The sequence below is a fragment of the Bacillus sp. GB_SG_008 genome (assembly GCF_052038115.1).
GTDB classification, from domain to species: domain Bacteria; phylum Bacillota; class Bacilli; order Bacillales; family Bacillaceae_G; genus Bacillus_A; species Bacillus_A rhizoplanae.
In genome coordinates this window covers 433,273-456,946 of record NZ_JBPZSK010000004.1, presented here as the reverse complement: position 1 = coordinate 456,946, position 23,674 = coordinate 433,273, and the positions used below count along the sequence as shown (strand labels likewise).

The 23,674-nt window shown below is 34.2% G+C and carries 24 protein-coding genes; 13 read left to right on the top strand and 11 right to left on the bottom strand.

Annotated features, from left to right (window positions below):
• Nucleotides 1-553: IS200/IS605 family accessory protein TnpB-related protein (locus ACTDJC_RS13800; RefSeq protein WP_440603725.1), on the top strand; the 553-nt coding region annotated here is incomplete at its 5' end.
• A 50-nt stretch (nucleotides 554-603) separates the two neighbouring features.
• Here ACTDJC_RS13800 and ACTDJC_RS13795 read toward each other — a convergent pair.
• A complete protein-coding gene (locus ACTDJC_RS13795; protein WP_440603724.1) occupies nucleotides 604-1,737 on the bottom strand; it encodes a CapA family protein in 1,134 nt (377 codons plus the stop codon).
• Nucleotides 1,738-1,945: 208 nt separating this feature from the next.
• On the opposite strand from ACTDJC_RS13795, the gene ACTDJC_RS13790 reads away from it, so the two are divergent.
• Together ACTDJC_RS13790 and ACTDJC_RS13785 are read left to right on the top strand one after the other, a co-directional pair.
• Nucleotides 1,946-2,659 carry a DUF554 domain-containing protein gene (locus ACTDJC_RS13790; protein WP_440603723.1) on the top strand — a complete coding sequence of 238 codons (714 nt, stop codon included), beginning with the start codon at nucleotides 1,946-1,948 and terminating at the stop codon, nucleotides 2,657-2,659.
• A 61-nt stretch (nucleotides 2,660-2,720) separates the two neighbouring features.
• Nucleotides 2,721-3,626, top strand: a complete 906-nt coding sequence (locus ACTDJC_RS13785) for a GNAT family N-acetyltransferase (RefSeq protein WP_253629276.1) — start codon at nucleotides 2,721-2,723, stop codon at nucleotides 3,624-3,626.
• 121 nt (nucleotides 3,627-3,747) lie between these two features.
• Here ACTDJC_RS13785 and ACTDJC_RS13780 read toward each other — a convergent pair whose 3' ends face one another.
• The gene (locus ACTDJC_RS13780) at nucleotides 3,748-4,509 is read right to left on the bottom strand and encodes a DODA-type extradiol aromatic ring-opening family dioxygenase (RefSeq protein ID WP_253629277.1); all 762 of its coding nucleotides are present in this window, start codon (nucleotides 4,507-4,509) and stop codon (nucleotides 3,748-3,750) included.
• Between the two features lie 223 nt (nucleotides 4,510-4,732).
• Here ACTDJC_RS13780 and ACTDJC_RS13775 point away from each other — a divergent pair, with 223 nt between their 5' ends.
• From ACTDJC_RS13775 to ACTDJC_RS13750, 6 genes are all read left to right on the top strand, one after another.
• Nucleotides 4,733-5,656, top strand: coding sequence for an alpha/beta fold hydrolase (locus tag ACTDJC_RS13775; protein ID WP_440603722.1), 924 nt, complete (start codon nucleotides 4,733-4,735; stop codon nucleotides 5,654-5,656).
• A 348-nt stretch (nucleotides 5,657-6,004) separates the two neighbouring features.
• Complete coding sequence (locus ACTDJC_RS13770) at nucleotides 6,005-6,382, top strand: VOC family protein (protein WP_098310580.1); 378 nt, start codon at nucleotides 6,005-6,007, stop codon at nucleotides 6,380-6,382.
• A 379-nt stretch (nucleotides 6,383-6,761) separates the two neighbouring features.
• Nucleotides 6,762-7,784 carry an alpha/beta fold hydrolase gene (locus tag ACTDJC_RS13765; protein WP_440603721.1) on the top strand — a complete coding sequence of 341 codons (1,023 nt, stop codon included), beginning with the start codon at nucleotides 6,762-6,764 and terminating at the stop codon, nucleotides 7,782-7,784.
• Nucleotides 7,785-8,063: 279 nt separating this feature from the next.
• Nucleotides 8,064-8,510, top strand: coding sequence for a GNAT family N-acetyltransferase (locus ACTDJC_RS13760; RefSeq protein ID WP_440603720.1), 447 nt, complete (start codon nucleotides 8,064-8,066; stop codon nucleotides 8,508-8,510).
• A 50-nt stretch (nucleotides 8,511-8,560) separates the two neighbouring features.
• Nucleotides 8,561-8,917, top strand: a complete 357-nt coding sequence (locus ACTDJC_RS13755) for a YunG family protein (protein WP_098309967.1) — start codon at nucleotides 8,561-8,563, stop codon at nucleotides 8,915-8,917.
• A 40-nt stretch (nucleotides 8,918-8,957) separates the two neighbouring features.
• On the top strand, nucleotides 8,958-10,325 hold the full coding sequence (locus tag ACTDJC_RS13750) for a bifunctional S-methyl-5'-thioadenosine deaminase/S-adenosylhomocysteine deaminase (protein WP_440603719.1): 1,368 nt from the start codon (nucleotides 8,958-8,960) through the stop codon (nucleotides 10,323-10,325).
• A gap of 80 nt (nucleotides 10,326-10,405) precedes the next feature.
• Here ACTDJC_RS13750 and bacA read toward each other — a convergent pair whose 3' ends face one another.
• The gene (gene bacA, locus ACTDJC_RS13745; protein WP_440603718.1) at nucleotides 10,406-11,218 is read right to left on the bottom strand and encodes an undecaprenyl-diphosphate phosphatase; all 813 of its coding nucleotides are present in this window, start codon (nucleotides 11,216-11,218) and stop codon (nucleotides 10,406-10,408) included.
• Nucleotides 11,219-11,422: 204 nt separating this feature from the next.
• Nucleotides 11,423-12,718: an Nramp family divalent metal transporter gene (locus ACTDJC_RS13740; protein WP_440603717.1), complete on the bottom strand. Its 1,296-nt coding sequence runs from the start codon at nucleotides 12,716-12,718 to the stop codon at nucleotides 11,423-11,425.
• A gap of 393 nt (nucleotides 12,719-13,111) precedes the next feature.
• Between ACTDJC_RS13740 and ACTDJC_RS13735 the strand changes: the two genes are divergently transcribed.
• Nucleotides 13,112-13,714 carry a DedA family protein gene (locus ACTDJC_RS13735; RefSeq protein ID WP_440603741.1) on the top strand — a complete coding sequence of 201 codons (603 nt, stop codon included), beginning with the start codon at nucleotides 13,112-13,114 and terminating at the stop codon, nucleotides 13,712-13,714.
• A 269-nt stretch (nucleotides 13,715-13,983) separates the two neighbouring features.
• Here the strand turns inward: ACTDJC_RS13735 and ACTDJC_RS13730 are convergent, their stop codons facing one another.
• Nucleotides 13,984-14,628 carry a cupin domain-containing protein gene (locus ACTDJC_RS13730; protein ID WP_429715579.1) on the bottom strand — a complete coding sequence of 215 codons (645 nt, stop codon included), beginning with the start codon at nucleotides 14,626-14,628 and terminating at the stop codon, nucleotides 13,984-13,986.
• Between the two features lie 277 nt (nucleotides 14,629-14,905).
• On the opposite strand from ACTDJC_RS13730, the gene ACTDJC_RS13725 reads away from it, so the two are divergent.
• Nucleotides 14,906-15,421 (top strand): hypothetical protein, encoded by a 516-nt coding sequence (locus ACTDJC_RS13725; RefSeq protein WP_440603716.1) that lies wholly within the window; start codon nucleotides 14,906-14,908, stop codon nucleotides 15,419-15,421.
• Nucleotides 15,422-15,616: 195 nt separating this feature from the next.
• Here ACTDJC_RS13725 and ACTDJC_RS13720 read toward each other — a convergent pair whose 3' ends face one another.
• The 4 genes from ACTDJC_RS13720 to ACTDJC_RS13705 form a co-directional block, all read right to left on the bottom strand.
• Nucleotides 15,617-16,276, bottom strand: a complete 660-nt coding sequence (locus tag ACTDJC_RS13720) for a PspA/IM30 family protein (protein WP_440603715.1) — start codon at nucleotides 16,274-16,276, stop codon at nucleotides 15,617-15,619.
• 3 nt (nucleotides 16,277-16,279) lie between these two features.
• Nucleotides 16,280-16,843 carry a hypothetical protein gene (locus tag ACTDJC_RS13715; RefSeq protein ID WP_440603714.1) on the bottom strand — a complete coding sequence of 188 codons (564 nt, stop codon included), beginning with the start codon at nucleotides 16,841-16,843 and terminating at the stop codon, nucleotides 16,280-16,282.
• Between the two features lie 244 nt (nucleotides 16,844-17,087).
• A complete protein-coding gene (locus ACTDJC_RS13710) occupies nucleotides 17,088-18,455 on the bottom strand; it encodes a HAMP domain-containing sensor histidine kinase (protein WP_440603713.1) in 1,368 nt (455 codons plus the stop codon).
• 31 nt (nucleotides 18,456-18,486) lie between these two features.
• Nucleotides 18,487-19,170 carry a response regulator transcription factor gene (locus tag ACTDJC_RS13705; protein WP_440603712.1) on the bottom strand — a complete coding sequence of 228 codons (684 nt, stop codon included), beginning with the start codon at nucleotides 19,168-19,170 and terminating at the stop codon, nucleotides 18,487-18,489.
• A gap of 164 nt (nucleotides 19,171-19,334) precedes the next feature.
• On the opposite strand from ACTDJC_RS13705, the gene ACTDJC_RS13700 reads away from it, so the two are divergent.
• On the top strand, nucleotides 19,335-20,990 hold the full coding sequence (locus tag ACTDJC_RS13700) for a multicopper oxidase family protein (protein ID WP_440603711.1): 1,656 nt from the start codon (nucleotides 19,335-19,337) through the stop codon (nucleotides 20,988-20,990).
• Between the two features lie 391 nt (nucleotides 20,991-21,381).
• A complete protein-coding gene (locus tag ACTDJC_RS13695; RefSeq protein ID WP_440603710.1) occupies nucleotides 21,382-21,630 on the top strand; it encodes an SHOCT domain-containing protein in 249 nt (82 codons plus the stop codon).
• Between the two features lie 180 nt (nucleotides 21,631-21,810).
• Here ACTDJC_RS13695 and ACTDJC_RS13690 read toward each other — a convergent pair whose 3' ends face one another.
• Together ACTDJC_RS13690 and ACTDJC_RS13685 are read right to left on the bottom strand one after the other, a co-directional pair.
• Nucleotides 21,811-22,815 carry a F510_1955 family glycosylhydrolase gene (locus ACTDJC_RS13690; protein ID WP_440603709.1) on the bottom strand — a complete coding sequence of 335 codons (1,005 nt, stop codon included), beginning with the start codon at nucleotides 22,813-22,815 and terminating at the stop codon, nucleotides 21,811-21,813.
• 103 nt (nucleotides 22,816-22,918) lie between these two features.
• Nucleotides 22,919-23,470, bottom strand: coding sequence for a hypothetical protein (locus tag ACTDJC_RS13685; protein ID WP_440603708.1), 552 nt, complete (start codon nucleotides 23,468-23,470; stop codon nucleotides 22,919-22,921).
• Nucleotides 23,471-23,674: the final 204 nt, after the last annotated feature.

The following is a 23,674-nucleotide window of genomic DNA, read 5'->3' as shown; positions in this document are numbered from 1 at the left end:
ACAAACAAAGGAAGGACCTTTTACTTCTAAAAGAATAGAAAAACTTCACCAAAAGCGTTACCTGAAAATAAAGGACATCTTCCATAAAGCTAGTCATCATATTGTAAAACTAGCTCAAGAAGAGGAAGTTTGCAAAATTGTTATTGGTCAAAACAAAAGTTGGAAACAAGAAACCGATATGGGAAAGAAAAATAACCAAACATTTTGCCATATCTCGCATAGTGTATTGATTCAAATGATTACATACAAAGCAAATGCAGTAGGTATTCAAGTTGTTGTAACCGAGGAATCTTACACATCAAAAGCAAGTTTTCTAGATCATGACTTTATTCCAACGTATGGAACAAATGACCAAAATGAAACGTTTTCAGGAAAACGAATGAAGCGTGGTATGTATCGTTCTGCAAAAGGAATCGAAATCAACGCAGACGTAAATGCTGCGGCTAATATTTTACGAAAAGTAGTCCCGGATGCATGGATAAACGGGATAGAGGGGTTAGGCGTGAAACAGCTCGCTAGTGTGTTAACTCCACTGACGTTAATCGTCCGTTAGGTCGAAACGTTAGAAACCCCCACTTCAAGCTTTGCTAAGTGGGGGAGTATTCATTGTGTCCGTTTATTAATAATGTTTCCATCTTTATCAATTTGTACATCATTGGAAATAGACTGTAAGTACTGCAGCATGTTTTGTTTTTCTGTATCTTGAAGCGGTGTAATTTGGTTATTACGAATCATATAAGGATTAAATGACATTTGTACGTCTTTTCCTTTAAACTTAAGTGTTAATACACCAGTTTCTGCACTATGTCCTGTTACATAATCAGGGAAGAGGAAGTTTCCAAGTGAGTATGCAACGGGAACTTTGTTGTAATATTCAAAGCCTTGTAACCAGTGCGGATGGCTTCCGACAATTGCATTTGCTCCTGCTTCTACCATTTTTTGTACATATTCTTTTTGATAGTCAGCTGGACGATTTGTTTTTTCGACACCCCAATGCATATATACGATCATATAATCGGCATCTTTCTTTTGTTCTTTAATCGTTTTCGTAACTAAGTTTAAATCGTAGCCATTTGCAACGCCGGGTTTATCATTTGTAGCTACCCATGCAGAATCAGGCATAAAACGGACAAACGAGATAAACTTAAATTTTTTACCTTTAATTGTAACTTCTCTCGCTGTATACGCATCTGATGCATTTTTGCCTGCGCCGATATAGGGAAGGCCTATTTTTTCTACATGGGAAATTGTATCTAATAAGCCGTCTTGGTAATAATCGAGTGTATGGTTATTTCCGATATTAACAATATCATAGCCTGTATTTTTAATAGCTTGTAATGTGGAGGGATCACTTTTAATCCAAAATAGTTGGCCAGGATATTTTTTCTCGCGAGTTGTAAACGCAGATTCTAGATTTACAAATGAGTAGTCCGCTTTTTCTATTTCCGGCTTTACATGCTGAAATGGATAATCAGCACCTTTACTTTGAATAACAGGGCGTAATTGCCAATCGAACATTGTATCACCCGAGAATGTAAGGGTAATTTCAGGATCTTCTTTCGGCTTTTCTGTTGGTTCTTTTCCTTTTGCCTTTTCTGTTTGCTTATTTTTTACTTTTGTGTTTTGTTCATTTTTCGTTTCTGAATTTAGCGCATAGTTGATCAATAAGATTATAGGGGTAAAAAGTATGGCTAACAGTATGGTGCGTTTTAGTAATGTTCTTTTTCGAATTTTCATAAAAACCCTTCCTTATGAGTTAATAAAATAAATATATTAAATGTTAATTTGGAATTATATTCTGATATATATTTATAATGATTTTTAATAATAGGGTAACATGAGTAGCTTGATTAGGACAACGTGTAAATTGAAAATATTAAATTTTTGAAAAATAGTCTATAATTCTACTTATAATTTTATATATAGAAAGAATAGGTGGGAGAGAATGGTTTTACTTGGGGCTTTAGTAAATGGACTATGTATTATTGCAGGGACATTATTAGGTAGAATTTTTAGTGGCATTTCAGAAAATGTGAAATCGACTGTTATGCATGCAATTGGTTTAGCAGTAACGGTACTTGGTTTGCAAATGGGGTTGAAAAGTGAAAATTTTTTAATCGTCATTTTAAGTCTTGTCATTGGAGCAGTAATCGGGGAATTGCTTATGTTAGAAGAAAAATTAAAAAATTTAGGAGATTGGCTAGAGAAAAAGATAGGTTCAGGTGGAAAAGGGAGCATATCACTCGGATTTGTAACTGCAACATTAATATTTGTAATGGGAGCAATGGGGATTATTGGTGCTTTAGATAGTGGTATTCGTGGAAATCATAATGTTTTATATACGAAAGCGATTATAGACGGTTTTATTTCACTTATTTTAACGACAACATTAGGAATGGGCGTATTATTTTCGGCTGTTCCTGTTACTTTATATGAAGGGCTGATTGCAATTTTTGCAACGCAAATTGATCGTTTTGTACCGGAAACATTAATGAATAATTTTATTGTGGAAATGACAGCGACTGGCGGGATTATGATTTTTGCCATTGGATTAAACTTACTTGAAATTATCAAAATTAAGGTAGCAAATTTATTGCCTGGTATACTTGTAACTACAGTTCTTGTTTCTATTATGTATGGGTATACACATTATTTTTAATAAACAGCAGGAAGATGCTTTAGTGTGATAATAGTTATTTAGGGAAGGGAGTTGGGATGAGATGTATGAAATAAAATCGTTAGGCACATTATCATTCGAAGAAGCTACAAATTTGTGGAATGCTGGATTCGAAGGGTATTTTATCGAAATTAAAATGACAATGGATGCTTTTTTAGCAAGAATGACACTGGAGGAATTGTCACCATCTTTTTCACTTGTAGCGTTTTATAACGGTCAGCCAGTTGGTATTATCTTAAATGGAATTAGAATGATGCATGGTAAAAAAATTGCATGGAATGGTGGAACAGGTGTTGTTTCTCAATTTCGTTATCGAGGGGTAGGGGGAGAATTAGTAAGAGCGTCCCTAGAGCTGTATAAAAAAGAAGGAGTAGATATCGCGACGCTGGAGGCAATTAGTAAAAATGATGCGGCTATTCATCTTTATAAAAAGATGGGGTATGAAGTAGTTGATCAACTTTTGATGCTACAGCATACAGGAATATTAGAAGAAGATGCTTTTCAGTTGCTACAAAGTAATACATACCATGTAAAAAGAGGTACAGCGCAGGATATACACACTATTCAAATATCAAATGAAGAAATAAAACCTTGGCAGACGGAATGGATGAGTGTAAGAAAAGATGGAGAATTATTAACTGTGTATGATGATACAAATGAGGAATTAGCGTATTTTCTTTATAAAAAAGTACTTGATCAGACAGGAAAACAACAAGCAACTGTATTGTATCAATGTTATGTAGATACAAAACGTCTAGATCAGGAAGATATTGTTCGCTTTGGATTAAGTGAAATATTTTCTCCTTTACAAGATCAAATAAAAAGAATGACAATGAATTTGCCTTCTTCTAATGAAGTAATTGTTCGTATTTTAAAAGAAGCGGGATTCATAGTTGGAAATGAGCAAGTGTTTATGGTTCAACATTTATCACGTCTTAACGAGCGATAAGATGTTAAAATAGCTTCAATGAAAGTATAGAGTAAGTTTGTTTTGATAAAGAGGAATAAAGAAAAGTCCAGTATTGAATTACTGGACTTTCTCCACATTAATATCTCTATAATATCGAGAATTAAAATTGTAAACAAAGATAGCTTAATGTTCCAAATTCATAGCTACGATGAATTACTTTTGGTTCTGCCTTGCCGCTTCCCATTGCAATGAAAAGAGGAACAAAGTGTTCTGCTCTTGGAACAGCTAAACGTGCATGAGGAGCTTCAACTTCCCAGTTGAATAGGGCGTCTGTATTGTTGTTTTGAATTTGATCAATAAGCCATTCGTCAAATTCAACAGCCCATGGTTCAGGCGTAGTTTGTTCCCATTTTAACATTCGTAAATTGTGCACCGTAACACCGCTGCCGATGACTAAAATATCTTCTTTTCCAAGTTCTTGAATGGCTTTTCCAATTTCGTATTGTTCTTTTGCAGGAAGGAAGGGATTTACTGAAATTTGAACGACAGGTATATCAGCTTTTGGGTACATACGGTGTAGAAGTGTCCAAGAGCCATGATCTAATCCGCGCGTTGTATCTTTTTGAACCGCAATCCCTCGGTTTTTAAATTTTTCTTCTAGCATTGCTGCAAGGACGGACGAACCTTTTGCAGCGTATTTTATTTCATATAATTCAGGAGGAAAGCCGCCAAAATCATAAATCGTTTCATATGCATTGTCTGAAGAAGAAATAGTTAAAATTTCACTTTCCCAATGAGCTGTAAAAATGACAATTGCTTTTGGTTTATATGTTTTACCAAGTGTTTGTAAAAATTTTGTATAGCCGGTATCTTGGATGGCTAGCATAGGAGAACCATGTGCTAAAAATAATGATGGCATCATAATTAGTTTACCTCCAATAATTTAATTACTTTATGTAAGTAACTATACAACTTTAGTTTCGTTTCGTCAAGAATGAAGTGGTAGAAATTAAAATATCATAATTTGTAATAAGGAAAGCTTTTACATATAATTTATAGTAAGAAAAAAATGAATAGTGGTTCATCTTATAAAGATATAGATTCGTATTGTTGTGAAGTAGATTATAGAATTGGGGGCTGTCAAAATGAACATACAGGAAAGCTTCGTTATGACATTGGATGGATCGGAAATTTATTTACGTCAATGGTTACCAGAAAGTGAGCCTCGTGGGATTGTTCAAATTGCGCATGGTATGGCAGAACATGCTGGTTCCTATATAGAATGTATTGCAGCGTTATTGGAAGCTGGATACGGGGTATATGCTCATGATCATCGCGGGCATGGAAAAACAGTAAAGCAGGAAGAAGATTATGGTCATTTCGAGCCGAATATAGGCTGGAATCAAGCTGTTTCTGACGTAATCTTCGTTTCAGAGCTTATTCGTAAGGAACACATCTGTCCACTTTTCTTATTAGGACATAGTATGGGATCTTTCTTAGCAAGACGTGCTGTGCAGCTTCGCGGTGAGTTATATAATGGATTCCTTATTTCTGGAACAGGAGGGAATCCGGGGCTTTTAGGAGTCATTGGTCATAAAATGGCAACGATTGAAATGAAGCTTCGCGGAGCAAAAACGAAAAGTCCAATGCTGAACTTCTTATCATTTGGTAATTTTAACTCACACTTTAGGCCAAACCGTACGAAGTTTGATTGGCTGTCTTCGGATACGAATCAAGTTGATAGATACATAGAAGATTCACAATGTGGATTTATTTGTACAACGAGCTTTTACCGTGAATTATTTAACGGTGTGCTGATGGTCAATAAACTTGAAGAATATAAGAAAACACCAAAAGAGCTTCCTATTTATATTTTTTCGGGAGACCGTGATCCGGTTGGAAACATGGGAAAAGGTGTACAAGAAGTATATGATATGTATAAAAAATGTGGTGTCAAAGATGTAACGCTTCGTTTATATGAAGATGGAAGGCATGAAATGTTCCACGAAGTGAACAGACAGGAAGTATTTCAAGATGTGATTTTTTGGTTAAACGAGCATATTGTGTAAGAGGAAAACCTCACCTTTTTCTATAGGTGGGGTTTATTTTTTAGAATATTGTACAATTAATATTCAGAAATGAAAGAATTTTCGTTGTGATAAATTACATGTACATTTCTTCGTTGTATATATTGATTTGAAATAAAGTTGCACTGTTTATAAAAAAAGATGAACTGTTTATATGTAGATTTTGGATAAAGAATGATCATTAATAAAATTTTTATCGAAAATCCTATTATGATAATGTAGGATTTTTTCTTGTTCCACAATCAGTTCAGATTCTTGGGTAAGAGAAGGAAGGGTTATGGCTGAATAGTAGCGAAGAGAAAAAAGAAAAATTTCTAAGGGGGATATAGAATGTCACAACCATTATTGAATGGTATGGAAGGTGTATTTATACCAGTCAAAGACCCGAAAATATCAGCTGAATGGTATGAAGAAAAATTAGGATTTAAACTTATTTATATTGAGAGAGAAGCTGCTGTTATGAAGATTGCAGAAGAGTCACAAACAGTAATATGCCTTGTAAGAACTGTTAATCAACAACCAATGAAGTTTCCTGAGAATAACTTTGGGGTAGGAAAATACTATAATTTTATCTCTAAAGATATTAATGAGATTTATCGACTGTTAATTGAACGTGGTGTCAAAGTAAATCCTATTAGTGGAGAAGGGGCTACCAGATTCTTTACGTTTTTTGATCCTGATGGAAATCCTTTAGGTGCTTGTCAATAAATTCACATATGTCACTTATGAGAGCTTTAATGGAATAAGGGGCACAGAAATAATCAAACTTTTGCATAAAAGAATGATTCAATAGAATATATTAAGAGTGTGTTTTGGTTGATCTTTTTCTCAAAACACGCTTTTTCTGTTTTTTTGTTTATCAAGGTTATTAGTATCAATTTGATCAAACATTATTCTAAAGCAACAAATAAGACTTCTGAACAAAAATGGATATTTATGTTAAAATTGGGTATGAGTATGAAGAAATGCTTTAAACTAAAGGGGCCATTTAACGGAATAGCGGTTCAGAAAAAGTTTGAAATTTAAATGGATAGTGATTGGTTGTTAAATAATTAAAATAAAAGAGTTAGTGAAGGGATATGGTGATTTGGAGGTTAAATATTCGAATGTTATTAAACCATTTAGAAGGTTGAAATTACTTGGAATGACCTTGATTACAATCATTTTACTAACATTGGTCTCAGGGTTCCTTTATGAATATACCAGTTACAAAAATGTTAAAAGTAACTACCCTCCAGATGGACAAATGATTGATGTCGGAGACAGAGAAATACATATGAATATTAAAGGAACCAAAACGAGTTTGCCACCTGTTGTTATTGAAACAGGGACTGGTAATTGGTCTTATGATTGGTCGAACATTCAGAAAGAACTATCAAAACATACCCAAGTAATCACTTATGACCGAGCAGGGTATGGATGGAGTGATCCACCTCCTAATGGATTTTCTATCGATACGACGATTAATGATTTAAGTAAGATTCTCGAATCTTCTAAAATTGACATCCCTGTAATATTAGTGGGTCATTCTGTTGGAGGGATCTATTCTCGTCTCTTTACAGAAAAGTACCCAGAAAAGGTTTCGGGATTAGTGCTTGTTGATTCTAGAAATGAATATTTTTCAGAACAAGCAAAATCATTTAATGACAAGTTTTTCGAGACACAAGACCAATCGATGAATCGTATATTATCTCAAATTGGAATAGTACGGCTATTTGGGGAAAATATGTTTTCAGATTCAATGCCAAATTACCTTTCTGCAAAAAAGTATGTAAATGTTCATTGGGACACTTCATTTTTCAAAGTATTAAATGAAGAAATCAAGCAAATAAAAAGCAATGAGAAATTACTGGAAGGTACTCGCTCTTTAGGAGATAAGCCTTTAACAATTATCACACCGAGTGACGTAGAATTGCAGGCAACAGAATTAGGATTCTCAGAACAAGAAGCGGATAGCTTTGAAAAGATATGGATGGATTCTCAAAAAAAATTGACCAATTTATCCACTAATAGTGAATTCATTTTAGTTCCTAATAGTAGTCACTCAGTAATGTATGACCAACCTGATGTAATAATAAAAGCTATTTTGAAAATGGCTGATGAAATATAAATTGATTATGAAATATATTAAACATCGTGCTTAATTAAATTTTACAGATATTATTGTGCTTTGTTCCATTAAAGGGCGCGATCGAGGAGCATCACAAGTCGAAAATGATTAAACTTTTTTATAAAACCAAAGCTTAAAACTGCTAGATAAGAATCTATTTTGATTAATTTTTTTTCAAAATGGATTCTTCTTTATTTACCATAAATACATGTTTGTGAGCTATTTTTAATTAAACTTTTTTTCAAAACCACAATATAAAGGGGAAAGGGAGAGAAAGGAATGATTGTTAGAGAAGTGTTATTAAAAGAAGCAAATGAGCTAAGTAACCTCGCATTATCCTCAAAAGCAACTTGGAATTATAGTGAAGAATTTATATTGGCATGTAAGGAAGACTTAACAATTACGGAACAATATATTAAGAATAATTATGTTTATATTTTAGAAGAAAAACAAGAAATAATCGGATTTTTTTCATTCCAAAGAAAAGAAGCAGACAGTCTTGATTTTCTATATTTAGATCCTAAGTATAAAGGGAAAGGTTATGGAAGAATTCTTTGGGAAAGTGTTATTCAAAAAGCATTCCAATTAAACATTAAGAGTTTTACGATTGATAGCGATCCGAATGCGAAAGGGTATTACATAAAAATGGGGGCGAAACTAATAGGAGAAACACCTTCTACTGTGTTTAAAGATCGTCTACTTCCGCTTTTGCAGTATGATATGTAAACTTATTCATTCTAATCGGATATTTTGAATTTAATTAGGAGATGCTTAATATGAAGTATAGCGAAATAGAGAAGATGAGTGATGTTTTATTGCAATCTTGGTCAATAGAAACGAGTTCAAAATGGACACCAGATCATCCAGCTAGAGGACAATGTGGTGTAACTGCATTAGTAATCAATGATTTCTTTGGAGGAGAGATCATGAAGACGAAAGTTCCGGAAGGCTGGCATTTTTATAACAGGATCAACGGTAAAAAATATGATTTTACAGCATCGCAATTTTTAGAAGAGATAACATATATGGACATTCCTTCTAATAGAAAAGAAGCATTTGCAGATACAAATGAAATACAATATGATGCTTTAAAACAAAAAGTTCGTATCCATATAAAGGGATTTATTTCGTGATAATTATCTTTTGACTCTTGGTGATTAATAAGTTACTATGATGGTAGTAACTTATTGGTGGGGATGTTTATATCAAATAGAGTCGAGAGGGGAAATATTTTTGAAAACAGCTTATGTAAGCACTACAATCGTGACTTTAAATGAAAAGAATGAAGTATTGAAAAATGGATATATCATTGTAGAAGATGGTCAAATTATAGAAGTGCAATCAGGAGAATTATCTAGTGAGAAACAAGTGGATCAAGTTATTGATCTTCATGGAAAATGGGTCTTACCTGGTCTGGTGAATACGCATACGCATGTCTTGATGAGTATTTTACGTGGAATAGGTGACGATATGCTCCTAAAGCCATGGCTTGAAACGAGAATTTGGCCACTTGAAAGTCAATTTACACCAGAGCTTGCTGTTGCTAGCACAGAGCTTGGTTTGTTAGAGATGGTGAAAAGCGGAACAACAGCGTTTTCTGATATGTTTAATCCAATTGGAGTAGATCAAGATTCTATTATGGAAGCTGTTCGTAAAAGTGGAATGCGCGCTGCTGTTTCTCGAACATTATTTAGCTTCGGAACGAAAGAAGATGAAAAGAAGGCAATTCATGAAGCGGAGAAGTATGTAAAACGTTATTACAATAAAGATGGTATGTTAACGACGATGGTCGCTCCTCATAGTCCATATGCATGTTCTACAGAAATGCTAGAAGAGTGTGCACGAATTGCAGTGGAAAATAAGACGATGGTGCATATTCATCTTTCCGAAACAGAGCGTGAAGTTCAGGATATTGAAGCACAATACGGAAAACGTCCAGTAGAGTATGTAGCAGATTGCGGTTTATTCCAGAGACCAACAGTAATTGCACATGGTGTTGTACTGAATGAAAATGAGCGCACTTTCTTAGCGGAAAACGATGTTCGCGTTGCTCATAATCCGATTAGTAATTTAAAATTAGGATCGGGTATAGCAGATGTTCGAGCGATGTTAGAGAGCGGAATAAAAGTTGGAATTGCAACGGATAGTGTTGCTTCTAATAACAATTTAGACATGTTTGAAGAAATGCGCATTGCAGCTTTATTGCAAAAGGGTATTCATAAAGATGCAACAACATTACCAGTGGAAACAGTTCTCTCATTAGTAACAAAAGGTGCAGCAGCCGTAATTGGGATGAAACAAACAGGTTCACTAGAAGTAGGCAAATGTGCTGACTTTATTACAATTGATCCATCTAATAAACCGCATTTACAGCCAGCAGAAGAAGTGTTGTCACACCTTGTATATGCAGCGAGTGGAAAAGATGTTTCGGATGTTGTAATTAATGGGAAGCATATTGTCTGGAACGGTGAATGTAAAACGTTAGATGAAGAGCGTATTATTTTTGAAGCGAGCCGTTATAAACGAGGATTAGTTATGTAATACGAAGTAACATCCCTAAATTAATTAAATGTCGAAGAACCTTTGCTTTAACGCAAAGGTTCTTTGTTTTATTTTATATTTTACAAAATAAAAATCCAGAACATAATTGCTAACAAAAAACGATAAATCGCGAACGGAATTAATTTTATTTTTGAAATAAGTGAAAGGAAAAATTTAATTGCAATCAATGCCACGATAAAGGCTGTTAAAAATCCCGTAATAAATAAAGGGAGATCATTAGCAGTGAGATAGCTCCAACTATCGAATAAGTCTTTGCCAGATGCTGCGAACATGATGGGTACAGCCATAATAAAGCTAAGTTCAGAGGCCGTTTTATGATTCATTCCAATTAGTAAGCCACCTGACAAGGTTGATCCCATTCTAGAGAAGCCTGGGATAAGAGCAAAACATTGAAATAATCCCATATATAAGGCTTGTTTATAAGTTACTGAATCAAGATCGGAAGCTACAGAACGGTTTTTATGTAGTAAATCAGCAATAATCATTAAAATTCCACCAGCTACTAGACCGATTACGACAGTTTTGGGTGAAAATAAAACATTTTTGATAAAGTCATGAAATAGAAATCCACCTATCATAAAAGGAAGAATCCCAATTAACACATGTAACATATTGAGGTGCGACTTTGCAGCACCTGTCGATTTAATAGAATTGCCTATTCCTATGATATTGAGCAGACGTTTCGAAAAGACAACGACTACTGCAAGAATAGATCCGAGCTGAATTACGACTTCAAATGTCGTAGCACGAGTCGTACCTTCAAAATCAAGCAAATGCCCCACTAAAATTAAATGTCCTGTAGACGAAACGGGAGCAAATTCAGTTAGACCTTCTACAATACCTAATATAATAGCTATCGTAATATCATTCATATATTCATATCCCCCTGAAAAAATTTCCATACTATCCCAGTATAGTCTATATCTGAATATTATGTAACTTAATTTTCAGATTAAATCTGATATACAAAACGGATTTAATAAATGCGTTTGTCTTGTACATACTGAAGCAAAATAAAAAGAGAATGTCTTACAAATCCAATGCATTTAGATTTGTAGAAGACATTCTCTTTCCTATTAACCAATAAATGTTTGATACAACAAGAATATATTTAAGGCGATAATTAATATGGCAATCAACCATGCAATCGCTGTTGTAAGGCGGTGATTGACTAGAACACCCATGATACTTTTTTTACTTGTAAAGATAATGAGTGGAATTAGTGCAAATGCAATCCCAAATGATAAAACGACTTGACTCATTACGAGGGCGTGAGTTGGATTCACACCTAATGCAATAATAACAAGCGGCGGAATCATTGTAATAAATCGTCGCAAGTATAAAGGAATATGCCTACGGATGAATCCTTGCATAATAATATCCCCGGACATCGTACCCACGGAAGAACTAGATAAGCCGGCGGTTAGTAAACCAATCCCGAAAAGAGTTGCTGATGCAGGTCCGACTAAGTGTTCAAAGCCGTGAAAAGCGACATCTAAATCTTCGACAGGTAGTCCGTTTTTGAAGAATAGAGCAGCTGCTACAATTAACATACTTGCATTAATTGCTCCGGCAATGACCATTGCAATTACAATATCAATAAATTCAAAGCGGAAAATCTTTTTTCGTTGTTCATCTGTCGTTCCTACTACGCGGCGCTGTGTTAAAGCAGAATGTAAATAAATCGCGTGTGGCATAACTGTTGCACCTAAAATTCCTGCGGCAAGTAAAATACTGTTTACACCTTGAAATTTAGGAACGAAAAGTCCTGAGAGAAGAGGACTTAGTTCTGGCTTTGCATAAAATACTTGTACACCAAAAGCAATAACGACTATAAAGACCATACCAGTTATAACCGCTTCTAATGGGCGGAACCCCCTGCGTTGAAACTCTAGAATAATAAATGAGCCAACAGCTGTAATTAATGCAGCCGGCAACAGTGGAATACCAAATAGTAAATATAACCCTAAGGCAGCGCCGATAAATTCAGCGAGATCAGTCGCCATAATTACTAATTCACCTTGTATCCATAAACCGATAGAAACAGGTTTTGGAAAATGCTCCCGAGCAACTTCCGGAAGGTTTTTTCCGGTTGCAATTCCTAATTTAGCTGACAAGGATTGGATTAACACAGCCATTAAATTTGAAACAAGGATGACCCAAAGTAGTAAATAACCGTACTGAGATCCGGCTGCAATATTCGTAGCGAAATTACCTGGGTCAATATAAGCTACAGATGCAATAAAAGCAGGTCCCAAAAATGGTAATAATCGTTTCAGTCCTTTTGTTTCACCGCTTAAAGCTAACTGTGCTGATTGCATCGTCCTATTATTTGGTGGAAGGTGTTCTCGTTCTTTTGTGTTTTCTGTCATGTTTTGTTTCCCCTTTTGTTTGTTATCTTGATGCAATTCGTTTTATTTAGGTTAGTTATTTCTTTTATTAAATCATATTTCTTTTATTTGAACATAAATTTTTCCTTTGTGCAAATTATATTGCATTAGGAAAAAATTGTGCTAGTTTATTCGTGCATATAATGAATTTGTAAGTTAAGTATTTATGTAAAGATTGAATAAATAGAGTGTTTTGAAATGGTTATGTATATTAACAATGGCAACTTTGATAAGAAGAGTTAGATAGAAAATCAAGTGTATATTTTGAAAATGTAAAACATTTCCCATTTCTAATGTGATTTTAATCTTGTTTTCATCTTTTATTCAGTTTTCATTGTTAGAATGTCCAAAGGCAGTAATTTTTTGGAGGTTTTAATAATGCACGCAGTAATTCATGCAATTTCTTTGTTTTTAGCTAAGCTCGGTTATGCTGGTGTCATGCTAGGACTTATGATTGAGGTGATTCCGAGTGAAGTTGTTTTATCGTACGCTGGATTTCTTGTATCACAAGGACAGATGGCATTTTGGGGGGCTGTTCTTGCGGGAACGATTGGAGGCACAATTGCTCAATTATTCCTATACTGGTTAGGATATTATGCTGGCCGACCTTTTTTATTAAAATACGGAAAATATTTGTTAATTCGTCCTAAGCATTTAGAAATGGCTGAACGATGGTTCCACAAATATGGTCCAGGTGTGATTTTTTCTGCAAGATTTGTTCCAGTAGTAAGACATGCTATTTCTATTCCAGCAGGAATCGCAAAAATGTCTGCAACAAAGTTTACGATTTACACAGTGGTTGCAATTGTTCCGTGGAGTATGCTTTTTGTTTACTTAGGCAATGTATTAGGAAGCCGATGGGAACAAGCTAATCAAGTGTCTGGTCCGTATGTGAAGTATATTATGATCGGCGCGCTTGTCATACTAGCCGTCTATATAATTAGAAAAATTACAAAGAAGAACGTGTCAAAAGCATAATCATACTTTTATGATATAAAGGGGTTGTCCCGTAAGTTAGTTACACTGACTTATGGGACAGCCCTTTTTAATAGGTACACAAAAAAAACGACCACTCCCTTTTACTTGGAAAGTTGGCAAATAAATAAAAACATGAATATGCTTCTTCAACTAACGGGCAGTTTAGTTGAAGAAGCGAAATAACTCCTTCTTGTTGCTTTTGAGACAAACAGAAACAGGTACACAGAAAAGGCATGGATTAGCCATGCCGATAGATTTATTTATTTAATTTATCTAAAGCCCCAGTATTGCTGATACTGAGGCACGTAGGGATATTGTTGATTATATTGTTGTTGTTGATACTGTTGAATTAAATACTGCTGAGAGAAATTTTCATTTTTTCTATTGCAGTTTGTGTAAGGACCTATAACTGTTGATGGTTTAACCGGTTCAATTGCTTCTTTCCATTTATCTTCATCGAGACAGTAGGTATGTGCCATAATATTTGTAGGAGTAAATTTTAAAATGTCTGAACCAAAAACAACCTCTGGAGTTGGTGCATCAAAAATTGCTAAAAAGTGAGTGTTATCAGCAGTAGCCATTTGATAATGCCACCAACCTTGTGGAATGTTTGCCACTTGACCGGGGGTAATAGCGTAATTGAGAATTTGTTTTGTAAATGGGTTCAGCATCGAAACAGTTAGCTCCCCGGAAATACAATAGTTCAATTCGGCAGCATTTGGGTGATATTGCGGTTCTGCTACATTATTGGCACTTAGGAAAATGTCTAACAGAGATACATTTTCCAATGTATTTAACTGGTTCACACCTAATATGTTAATGAGGTTGTTGTTATCCTTTTTAAACAAGGGACTGTTATTTACGTCAAATGTGTATTGAGTTGATGGTGATGTGTAATCCATATATAAAGTCATAATTTTCTTCACCTCTTTTCATAAGCAGCTAAAAATATATAGGCATTTTATGTACTTAAAACATGTTCGGTGTGCAAAGTGATTGAGAATAAATTAGTGTGAAGCAGAAGAGAAGGTACTTATGAAGCTAACGGGGTTCGAGAGTTGCATAAAACGAAAAAGTGGCTTCTGAATAAGGAAGCCTTTTTTTATTGAACTAAATGGCAGGATAGTTGAATAAGGATGATGATATAATTAAGGGGGAATTTACTTTATTTTATAATTTATGAGGTGGAAAATGGACTCTTTAGAATTAAACAAATCTAAATATATTGTCTCTAATATCAAAGACATTTTGCATAAAAAGCTTATTCTTGATAAACCGTTAACTAAAGATGAGGTGAAAAAATTAAACCTAGTTAATCCCACTGTATACGAAAATGAGAAGTATCTCATTCAAGAACGGTGGTTTTATAGTATTAATATCGGAGAATGGGAAGATGTGGATATTATTATTCAAGGGAATAATGAAAATCCCGATGTGGAGATTATCGAAATGGCAGAGAAAATATTCGATGAACTCCATCTACATATAAGCTGTGCATTAAAATATTTACAGAAATTCTTCCCTAATCAAGAAATGAAGAACTACTATCTATCCACAATATGTTTTGGAAAGATGGTTAATTTTGACGATTATATATTTTCAGGGTTTAGTTTAGCTTTTATTTATGATGGTCACTTTGAGTTTCAGTATAAAGTAAAATTTAAAGACGATGGATGGCCTATTGGTTTTGAAGGTGGGCCACTTTAATAATCATAGATAATTTTTTCTTATTGAACTAACGGGTGCTTTAGTTGAAGAAGAAAAATTTTTAAAAAGAGCCTGTATCTATGATTACTTGGTAATCTAAGATACAGGCTTAATATTTTGTAACTAATTGCCCCTATATATATTTAATATGAAAAGGGCTTTTTTATATTACATAATATTTAATTAAAAAAGAAATTATTTATTTTCTTTTAATTTTGCTAATGCTTGTTGTACTTCTTCTTGTAGATTTTGGTCTAAAATTTGTGCTTGATTAGGAGCATTTAACTGATAAAAATAGTTACTAGCAGCTGCTTCTGCTTCTAGTTTTTGCACGTAAGTTTCGACACGTGCAAAACCTTTCACTGCATTTTCTGTATGGAAAGAAGCAAGTGCTGCGTTACTATTTTTTATGGCTTGCGCCGCATTTAATCGGGAAACAAGAACGAGTTCTTTATATTGTAATTCTTGATATTTCTCTTGCAGTTTGTCAATTTGTTCATATAATGCAGCTGTTTGTTGCTTTGTTATTTCGTGCTGTTCACGATATAATGCAGCTTTTTTGTCATTTGTGATTTTATCTTGTAAAGCTAGCTGTGCCATGTTATCTTCCTCGCGAGATACTGCAAGTTCAGCTTGACGAATTCTTTTTGCGATAAGAGCATCAGCTTCCGAAATTAATGCTTCATATTTCTTTTCTAAATATAATTGGTGAGCCAGTGCTTTTTGTGCTTTTGTAATTTGTTCTTCTGTCTCTCTCAAGTATTGCTTCAGCATGCTAATAGGGCTTTCTAGCTTATCCAACGTTTGGTGTACATCTGCCATTACAATATTTTTAATGCGTTTTAGGATACCCATTGTTTAGTTCTCCTCCTTACGAATATTACGTTCCCATTGATCTAAAATGTCTATTTGTTTTTGCATTGTTGAAAAATTATATGTGTGAATATCTATATGCTCACTTGCTATCGTTCTTTTTTGTTTGAATTTTTTATACGCCCAAGTAATAGTTGCGGCAAGCGCAAGTATTGGAATAAGCGGGAATAAACCGATAACAAGGAGTAGCACTCCTGTCCACTTCTTAGCCATATTTCCTTCAGATTTGCGAAGAATTAACCAACCGAAAAGAACAAAGCCAAGTTCTAATAGGAATGGTGCAAAGAATACATCATCAAACTCTTTTTCATGATGCTTTTCATACTGAGCATGTCTTTCAGAGTCAGCAAAGTGACCTTTCTCCGTAAAGAAAGCTTGTCCCTCTTTATCGTGGGCAACGACATGTTCAGCTTTTCTGTGCTCCTCATGATTCCATCGTTCTGGCTTCATACTATGTAGTCCGAAGAATAGTAAAGTAAGAAGCAGGGGAAGGATTAAAATCCACTTTAGCCAGCGCAGCTTTTTGCATTTGTTCTTTTTCTTTTTCATGTGTTCACCTCCACCCATGATTCATTATGTTTCAAGAAAAAATGAATCTAGAATTACTTTTGATAGAGTCAAAATCTGAATGTTTTATCACCTCGCTATATCTTTAGTAAGCCCTAGTGTAAATCCTAGATGTGAGAAGGGAATGAAAGGGGAATGATGAAAATATGAGAAATATATAAGAAAATTCTCATTATAATTAAAAACTCGCCAAATAGTTGACGAGTTAATTTTTAAGTAACGTATTTCATTTTTTTAGATAGATAGTAAAAATAGTCCCATGACCTAATTCACTCTCTACAGAAATATTGCCTCCATGTAATTCAATAATTTCTTTTACAATTGCAAGACCTAAACCGCTTCCGCCTGTTGCGCGAGCTCGGGATTTATCGACTCTATAAAACCGCTCGAAAATATGAGATAGATCTTGTTCAGGGATACCTTCTCCTTCATCTTTTACTCTAATCTTAACGATTTCCTTGTTCTCTGTAACTGTAACAAATACTTTAGAATTTATGTCAGAGTGAGAATATGCATTGTTTAACAGATTGAGAATAACTTGTTCAAAACGTTGTTCGTCGAGTAGAAGAACAACGTTTTCTGGACACGAGGAAATAATACGAATATTTTTATCGGTATAAGCTGGTTGGATTTTTGTTAATATGTTTTTTAATAAATCATATAGATTAGTCTGCTTTGTATGAATAACAAAATTGTGTTTTTCCATTTTAGCTAATTCAAATAAATCTTGAACAAGCCGTGTTACATGATCAGCCTCTTCTTTAATAATAGATAAATAATGATTTTGATCTTGTGCAGGAATCTGATTTTTAATAAGAATATCAGCGTATCCTCTAACATATGTTAACGGTGTTCGAAGTTCGTGTGCAACGCTAGCTAGAAATTCTCCTCGTTCTTTTTTCAAATAATTTAAATCATCTGCAAGTTTTTGGATAGAATGTGCTAGTTCTCCTACTTCATCATTTCTATTAATATTTAAAGATACGGATAAATCCCCTTTACTCATTTTTTCTGTTGCTTTTTTCATTTTAATTAAAGGATTAGTGAGAAGTTTTGATAATAAGAACATGGTAATAACAGTAAGGATAAAGGTAATGGCACCAACAACTATAAATTGGTAAGTTAAACGCTGAATCATTTGTTTAATAGAGTCAGTACCTAAAAACATGTATACATATCCTTTCGTATCACTACCAACTTGAATGGGACTAATTGTACAAATATAATTAGATGTTTTCCAATGATCTTCCACAACTGTGCCATTTTTATTAACAGGAGGCATTTTTGTATGTAAATGTTTTTCCATGGAATGATCTACATTACTTGATTTTGCAAGAATTTCTCCATTTTTCGAAGTAATGACAACCTTAGTTTCTGCTTCCGATTCCATGAGAGCCACGTGAGATATAGTTTGATCATCGAAGTATTTCTCCAGTACATCACGATGATTATTTCCTCTAGTAAGGAGAGATTTTACTTCTTCCTGAACTCTCGTATTGACCAAGCTGTAATACAATAAAAGAAATAATATACTTTCAATTAGAAAGGTACAAATAAAAAAGTAAAATCCAAATTTTACTGAGATACGCTTCATAAGAATCCACTATCCTCGTTGTTTAGTAATATCATATATCTTTCTCTTCATTTGCCCAGCGATAGCCAATTCCATATATAGTCTTAAGGTGATCGTGAATTGGAAAAGTAGCTTTTCGCAATTTTTCACGTAAGTTACGAATATGAGAATCTACAGTTCGATCCTCTGTTTCTGATGTATGTCCCCAAATACGTTCAATAAGTTGTTCACGACTAAATACGTAATTTACATTATTTAAAAATAAACCGAGCAGCGAAAATTCAATTGGGGTTAATAACAGTTCATTTCCATGCACAGAAGCAGTATGTTTTGCTTCATCCCACACCAATCCTTTATATTCTACTTTATGATGCTGATTTGTTCTGCGTAGCACGGCCTCTATGCGAGCTAATAATTCTTCTTCATGAAACGGTTTCGTGATATAATCGTCAGCTCCTCTTTTTAATCCTTGTACAACATCTTGTGTATCATCACGAGCTGTTAACATGATGATAGGTACGCTATTGAACCCACGAATTTTCGTGCAAGTTTCCCAGCCGTCCATTTCGGGCATCATAATGTCTAGTAAAATTAATCGAAATTCTTTTTCTTCTAATAAAGAAATCGCTTCTTTGCCAGAAGTTGCTTTTGTACAGTGATACCCCCTAGGGGCTAAATATAATGAAAGTAAATCTAGCATACGCGGTTCATCATCTACTAATAGAATGTTAATCATATAGGCCCTCCTTAATTAAATGATACCTAAATATAAGATATTTTACTAAAAGATATTGAAGAAATTATGCAGACCGTTATTTGTTTTCTCGTTTTTGTCCCTCCATAATTTCTTGATAATTGTTCTATATAATAATTACGAACAAATTTGGGGAGGGATTTTTCATGAAGAAGACGGTATTAACGGGGATTTCAATCGTAGCAATTTCTTTAATTGCTGCATGTTCTGCCACTACAAATACAACAAGCGATCATAAAAATATGAATGATAAAAAGACAACACAGACTGAAACTGCAACAAAACCGTTACAAGTTATAAAAGGACCTGAAGTTACGCTAGTGGCGAAAGAAGAGAAGCAAAAGCTAAGTAACGGTGTTGTTGTTCCAGTATGGACATTTAATGGTTCTTCTCCTGGACCAGAAATTCGTGTGAAAAAAGGTGAAAAGGTTAAGGTCACATTAAAAAATGAACTATCTGTACCGGTATCGATTCACTGGCACGGATATCCTGTTCCAAACAATATGGACGGAATTCCAGGAGTTACGCAAGACGCGATTGAGCCAGGGAAAAGTTTTACGTATGAATTTGAAGCAAACGTACCAGGAACGTATTGGTATCATTCGCATCAAGACTCTGTTAATCAACTAGATCGAGGGTTGTATGGTGCTCTTGTTGTAGAAGATACAAATGAAACATATGATAAAGATTACACATTAATGTTAGATGAATGGGTAACCGATAAAAAGGAAATCGATAAACAAATTAAGGAAATGACAAAAGGGAAAACAGAAAAATCAGATGGTGATAAGTCTAGTATGGATCATGGAAATATGGAAAAGCATGATGATATGAACGGTATGGATCATTCTGGTATGGACATGGGAGGCGATAAAAAAGACTCCGGTAATATGAAAGGCATGGATCATGGAAATATGAATATGGAAGGTCATAATATGAGTATGTATGATCTATTCACAATCAATGGTAAAAGTGGGGATTTAGTAGAGCCGTTGAAAGTGAAAAAAGGAGATAAAGTTCGACTTCGATTTATCAATGCTGGTTACTTATCGCACAACATCCATGTTCATGGTCATGATATAAAAGTAATCGCAACTGATGGCCAGCCAATCAATGATCCAAAGGTTGTAAAAGATGAAGTGATTTCGATTGCACCAGGTGAACGTTATGATGTTGAGTTTACAGCGAATAATCCTGGAAAATGGTATGTTGAGGACCATGGGGAAGGAAAAGGTGTAAAAGGAATGAAAGCTGTTATTGAGTATGATGGCAGCAAAGATATGAAAGATAAAGCGAATGAAAAAGAAAAACTTCCAAAATTAGATATGACGAAATATGGTTCTAAGAAATTAGGAAGCTTCACATTAGATCAGCAATATAATGCCACATATACAATGGATTTGAACACAGAAATGAATGGCAATGGAATGGTATATACAATTAACGGAAAAACATTCCCTAATATTGATCCAATTCAAGTGAAAAAAGGCGATCTAGTAAAAGTAAAATTAGTAAATCGTTCTAAAATGGATGATCATCCTATGCATTTACATGGTCATTTCTTCCAAGTATTAAGCAAGAATGGAAAACCAATAGAAGGTTCTCCAATTGTGAAAGATACATTAAACTTAAAACCAGGTGAAGAATATGAGGTAGCCTTTGTAGCAGACAATCCAGGTGAGTGGATGTTCCACTGCCACGATTTACATCATGCTTCAGCAGGGATGGTCACAGAAGTGAAATATAAAGATTATAAATCTGATTATGTTCCAAACCCTAATATTCCTAATATGCCAGAGTAATATTGAATTCATATAACTTGTTATAAAATAACGTAAAGCAGTTATCTTAGAGATAGCTGCTTTATTAATTTGTTGTATGAAAAAATATTTTTATTTTTTACTTGTGTACTGTCTTAATTTAGAAAATATTATTCTTCAGCTATCGTATGGAAATGAGCCTTTTTCTTACGTCTAATAGCTGAGAACATATTCGTTCTATGTAAAAGGTAGCGTCAAAATCAAAGTGATCGAAGTGACTTTGGTTTTGTCGCTACCTTTTCTGAACTAGTTATATAGTTGCCATAGAATCTTGTGAAATTTGAAGAAATACAAAATAAATACAAAAGAAATGCAAAAAAAATGCAAAATTTTATATTATTATTCTTATGTAAAGAAAGGGAGGTTGGTTACTATGATGAATGGGAACATGATGGATGGAAGTTTCAACTGTTTCTCTGGAGGTGGATGGATGATGATGGGCGGTATGGCTCTATTCTGGATTCTGATTTTAGTTCTTCTGTTTGTAGGAATCAATAGCCTTATCAAGAGTTGGCATCAAAAGAGTGTCGGATATAGCGCAGTAGAAGTTTTAGACATGAGATTGGCAAAAGGTGAAATTAGCATTGAAGAATATGATCGCATGAAACAAAAGTTAAAGTAAGTATAGTGGCAAAACCTCAACGAAGGAATCGTTGGGGTTTTGTCTATCAACGTTATTGTTTAGATGAAAAATTAAGTACTCTTAGATGGAAGTTTCTTTAATTTGCATAAAGGCAAACAAACTTACCCTGATTAAATTTGAGAAAAAAGTGTTATTGTATTTGTTTTTTTGCAGCATAAACTAGTTAAATTTTAAGATCCCATTTTCAACAATTTGTTTCCATGTTTTACCGTTGTCACTGGTTAGGAATACATTAGCATTTTCAGTAGCGAAAACCACTTCAGTTTGATTTTGAGGATTTAGTGATACATACATGATTGTATCCTTAGCGTCTAAAGAAGGTAGTTGTAAATCAGTACGCTCATTAGTAGCAAGTGATTGTTTCGTTAATCCTTGTTGCTTTTGTTCAGTTACATAAGAATATACAATATTTTCATTGCTAAAGGTTAATGTAGTAACTTCTTGTTCTTTAGAGAAAAGCTTAAAGGTGTTACCGTAATCTGTAGATAGGTAAACCCCATCTTTTGCTCCCATAGCAATTACACTGGATTTATCAGGATGTACTGCAAATGAACTAATTGCACTTGAGAGCCCATCTAACTTGCTTTGTTTCCATGTACTTCCGTTATCTGTACTAAAATAAAATCCACTTTTTAGTTTAGAATTCGGGCTTTCATTATACACATAGACGGTTTCGTTATTATATCCTACAGCAAGATTATGAAAATCAGATTCTCCATAAAACGCTAGTGTTTCAAGGTTTTTTCCACCATCAGTACTTTTAGTTAAACCTAAAGGATTTTTTAAATTTGAGCCTTGTCCAGGATGACCACTTGCAAAGAATCCATTCTTTGTAGCCTGGAAGCCCATATAATCGTGTTTTTGATCGGTTGTTTCTAGCCATTTTCCATTTTGATAAACTTTTATTCCAGTGTGAGTTGCAATTGAAATTCCCGGCATGTTTCCAGGATATCCAATACCATGAATATGTTCGATTTTTCCAGATGAAACTTCTTTATAGAAATCTTGCGGAACAGTATTAGATGTTCCCTTATTTTTTTGATTAGAAGTTTGCTTAGATTGGAAAACTTCTTCTTTCTGTGGTGATGTTTCTTGTCCATTAGAACAGGCTGTTATTATAAAGATGGATGTAATAGCTAAACTGCTGATTAGAAATTTTCGCAAAAGTTTAGTCTCCTTTCTAATATACGATTAACGTCCTAAGTATAATAGATGATTATCAAGAAATTATGGAGAAGTAAACAGGAGCGTTAATCGTTTGTAAGTACTAGTGTTTATGTATATGCTGCTCATGTTGTGAAGAATTTAGTGAAGTATGCCCTGGGAATGTTATGAAAACGGTTAGAAGAATTCCGATGCTAACTGAAAGTAAAAATAGAAATCGGCGGTGAATATAAGAAGAATAAGTTTCTGACAAGAATTGAATGATACATGACGTAGTAATGGTAATTGTGAGCAAAATACTAATAAGAAGTATACTGTGTGCTTGTTGTGCATTTAACATTTCCGTAATCATAGCTCCCATCATACTTGCCATCAATCCGGAGAACATGCCTTCTAAAGCAGAATATAGATGAAAGCGGAGCCCAATTAAAAGCCCAATAATGCTACTAATCAAAATAGAAAGCAAAGTAGAATATAACAAGTCACCTTTAAAGATAATACCAAAATAAAACCCTATGCTTAATCCTATGCTCATGCTAAAAGACATCACAAATACCATATACTCCATTAGGGTACCTTTAGATTTAGAAATGTATGCTGCAACAATAACTAAGATAAAACAAAGTGTTAGGGTAGTTAACGTATAAGTTGACATAGTGATACCTCCCCGTCCTTTCATTCACTTCATCATATGTGCAGATCCAGAGCTTTTATGCTTATATAAATCTGCAAAATATCTGCATAATTTAAGAAAGGTAATGAAAATAGTTGTATTTTCTTTGAAAAAATTTCAAAAAATAGGTATTTAAACAGTTGCAATACATACCCCCTACCCGTATAATGTATATAAAGATTAACA

Bases quoted from the DNA above. Each gene is read 5' to 3' on its own strand.
- ACTDJC_RS13795 (WP_440603724.1), bottom strand. From the start codon at position 1,737: ATGAAAATTCGAAAAAGAACATTACTAAAACGCACCATACTGTTAGCC.
- ACTDJC_RS13790 (WP_440603723.1), top strand. From the start codon at position 1,946: ATGGTTTTACTTGGGGCTTTAGTAAATGGACTATGTATTATTGCAGGG.
- ACTDJC_RS13785 (WP_253629276.1), top strand. From the start codon at position 2,721: ATGTATGAAATAAAATCGTTAGGCACATTATCATTCGAAGAAGCTACA.
- ACTDJC_RS13780 (WP_253629277.1), bottom strand. From the start codon at position 4,509: ATGATGCCATCATTATTTTTAGCACATGGTTCTCCTATGCTAGCCATC.
- ACTDJC_RS13775 (WP_440603722.1), top strand. From the start codon at position 4,733: ATGAACATACAGGAAAGCTTCGTTATGACATTGGATGGATCGGAAATT.
- ACTDJC_RS13770 (WP_098310580.1), top strand. From the start codon at position 6,005: ATGTCACAACCATTATTGAATGGTATGGAAGGTGTATTTATACCAGTC.
- ACTDJC_RS13760 (WP_440603720.1), top strand. From the start codon at position 8,064: ATGATTGTTAGAGAAGTGTTATTAAAAGAAGCAAATGAGCTAAGTAAC.
- ACTDJC_RS13755 (WP_098309967.1), top strand. From the start codon at position 8,561: ATGAAGTATAGCGAAATAGAGAAGATGAGTGATGTTTTATTGCAATCT.
- ACTDJC_RS13750 (WP_440603719.1), top strand. From the start codon at position 8,958: ATGGTAGTAACTTATTGGTGGGGATGTTTATATCAAATAGAGTCGAGA.
- bacA (WP_440603718.1), bottom strand. From the start codon at position 11,218: ATGAATGATATTACGATAGCTATTATATTAGGTATTGTAGAAGGTCTA.
- ACTDJC_RS13740 (WP_440603717.1), bottom strand. From the start codon at position 12,718: ATGACAGAAAACACAAAAGAACGAGAACACCTTCCACCAAATAATAGG.
- ACTDJC_RS13730 (WP_429715579.1), bottom strand. From the start codon at position 14,628: ATGACTTTATATATGGATTACACATCACCATCAACTCAATACACATTT.
- ACTDJC_RS13725 (WP_440603716.1), top strand. From the start codon at position 14,906: ATGGACTCTTTAGAATTAAACAAATCTAAATATATTGTCTCTAATATC.
- ACTDJC_RS13720 (WP_440603715.1), bottom strand. From the start codon at position 16,276: ATGGGTATCCTAAAACGCATTAAAAATATTGTAATGGCAGATGTACAC.
- ACTDJC_RS13715 (WP_440603714.1), bottom strand. From the start codon at position 16,843: ATGAAAAAGAAAAAGAACAAATGCAAAAAGCTGCGCTGGCTAAAGTGG.
- ACTDJC_RS13710 (WP_440603713.1), bottom strand. From the start codon at position 18,455: ATGAAGCGTATCTCAGTAAAATTTGGATTTTACTTTTTTATTTGTACC.
- ACTDJC_RS13705 (WP_440603712.1), bottom strand. From the start codon at position 19,170: ATGATTAACATTCTATTAGTAGATGATGAACCGCGTATGCTAGATTTA.
- ACTDJC_RS13700 (WP_440603711.1), top strand. From the start codon at position 19,335: ATGAAGAAGACGGTATTAACGGGGATTTCAATCGTAGCAATTTCTTTA.
- ACTDJC_RS13695 (WP_440603710.1), top strand. From the start codon at position 21,382: ATGATGAATGGGAACATGATGGATGGAAGTTTCAACTGTTTCTCTGGA.
- ACTDJC_RS13685 (WP_440603708.1), bottom strand. From the start codon at position 23,470: ATGTCAACTTATACGTTAACTACCCTAACACTTTGTTTTATCTTAGTT.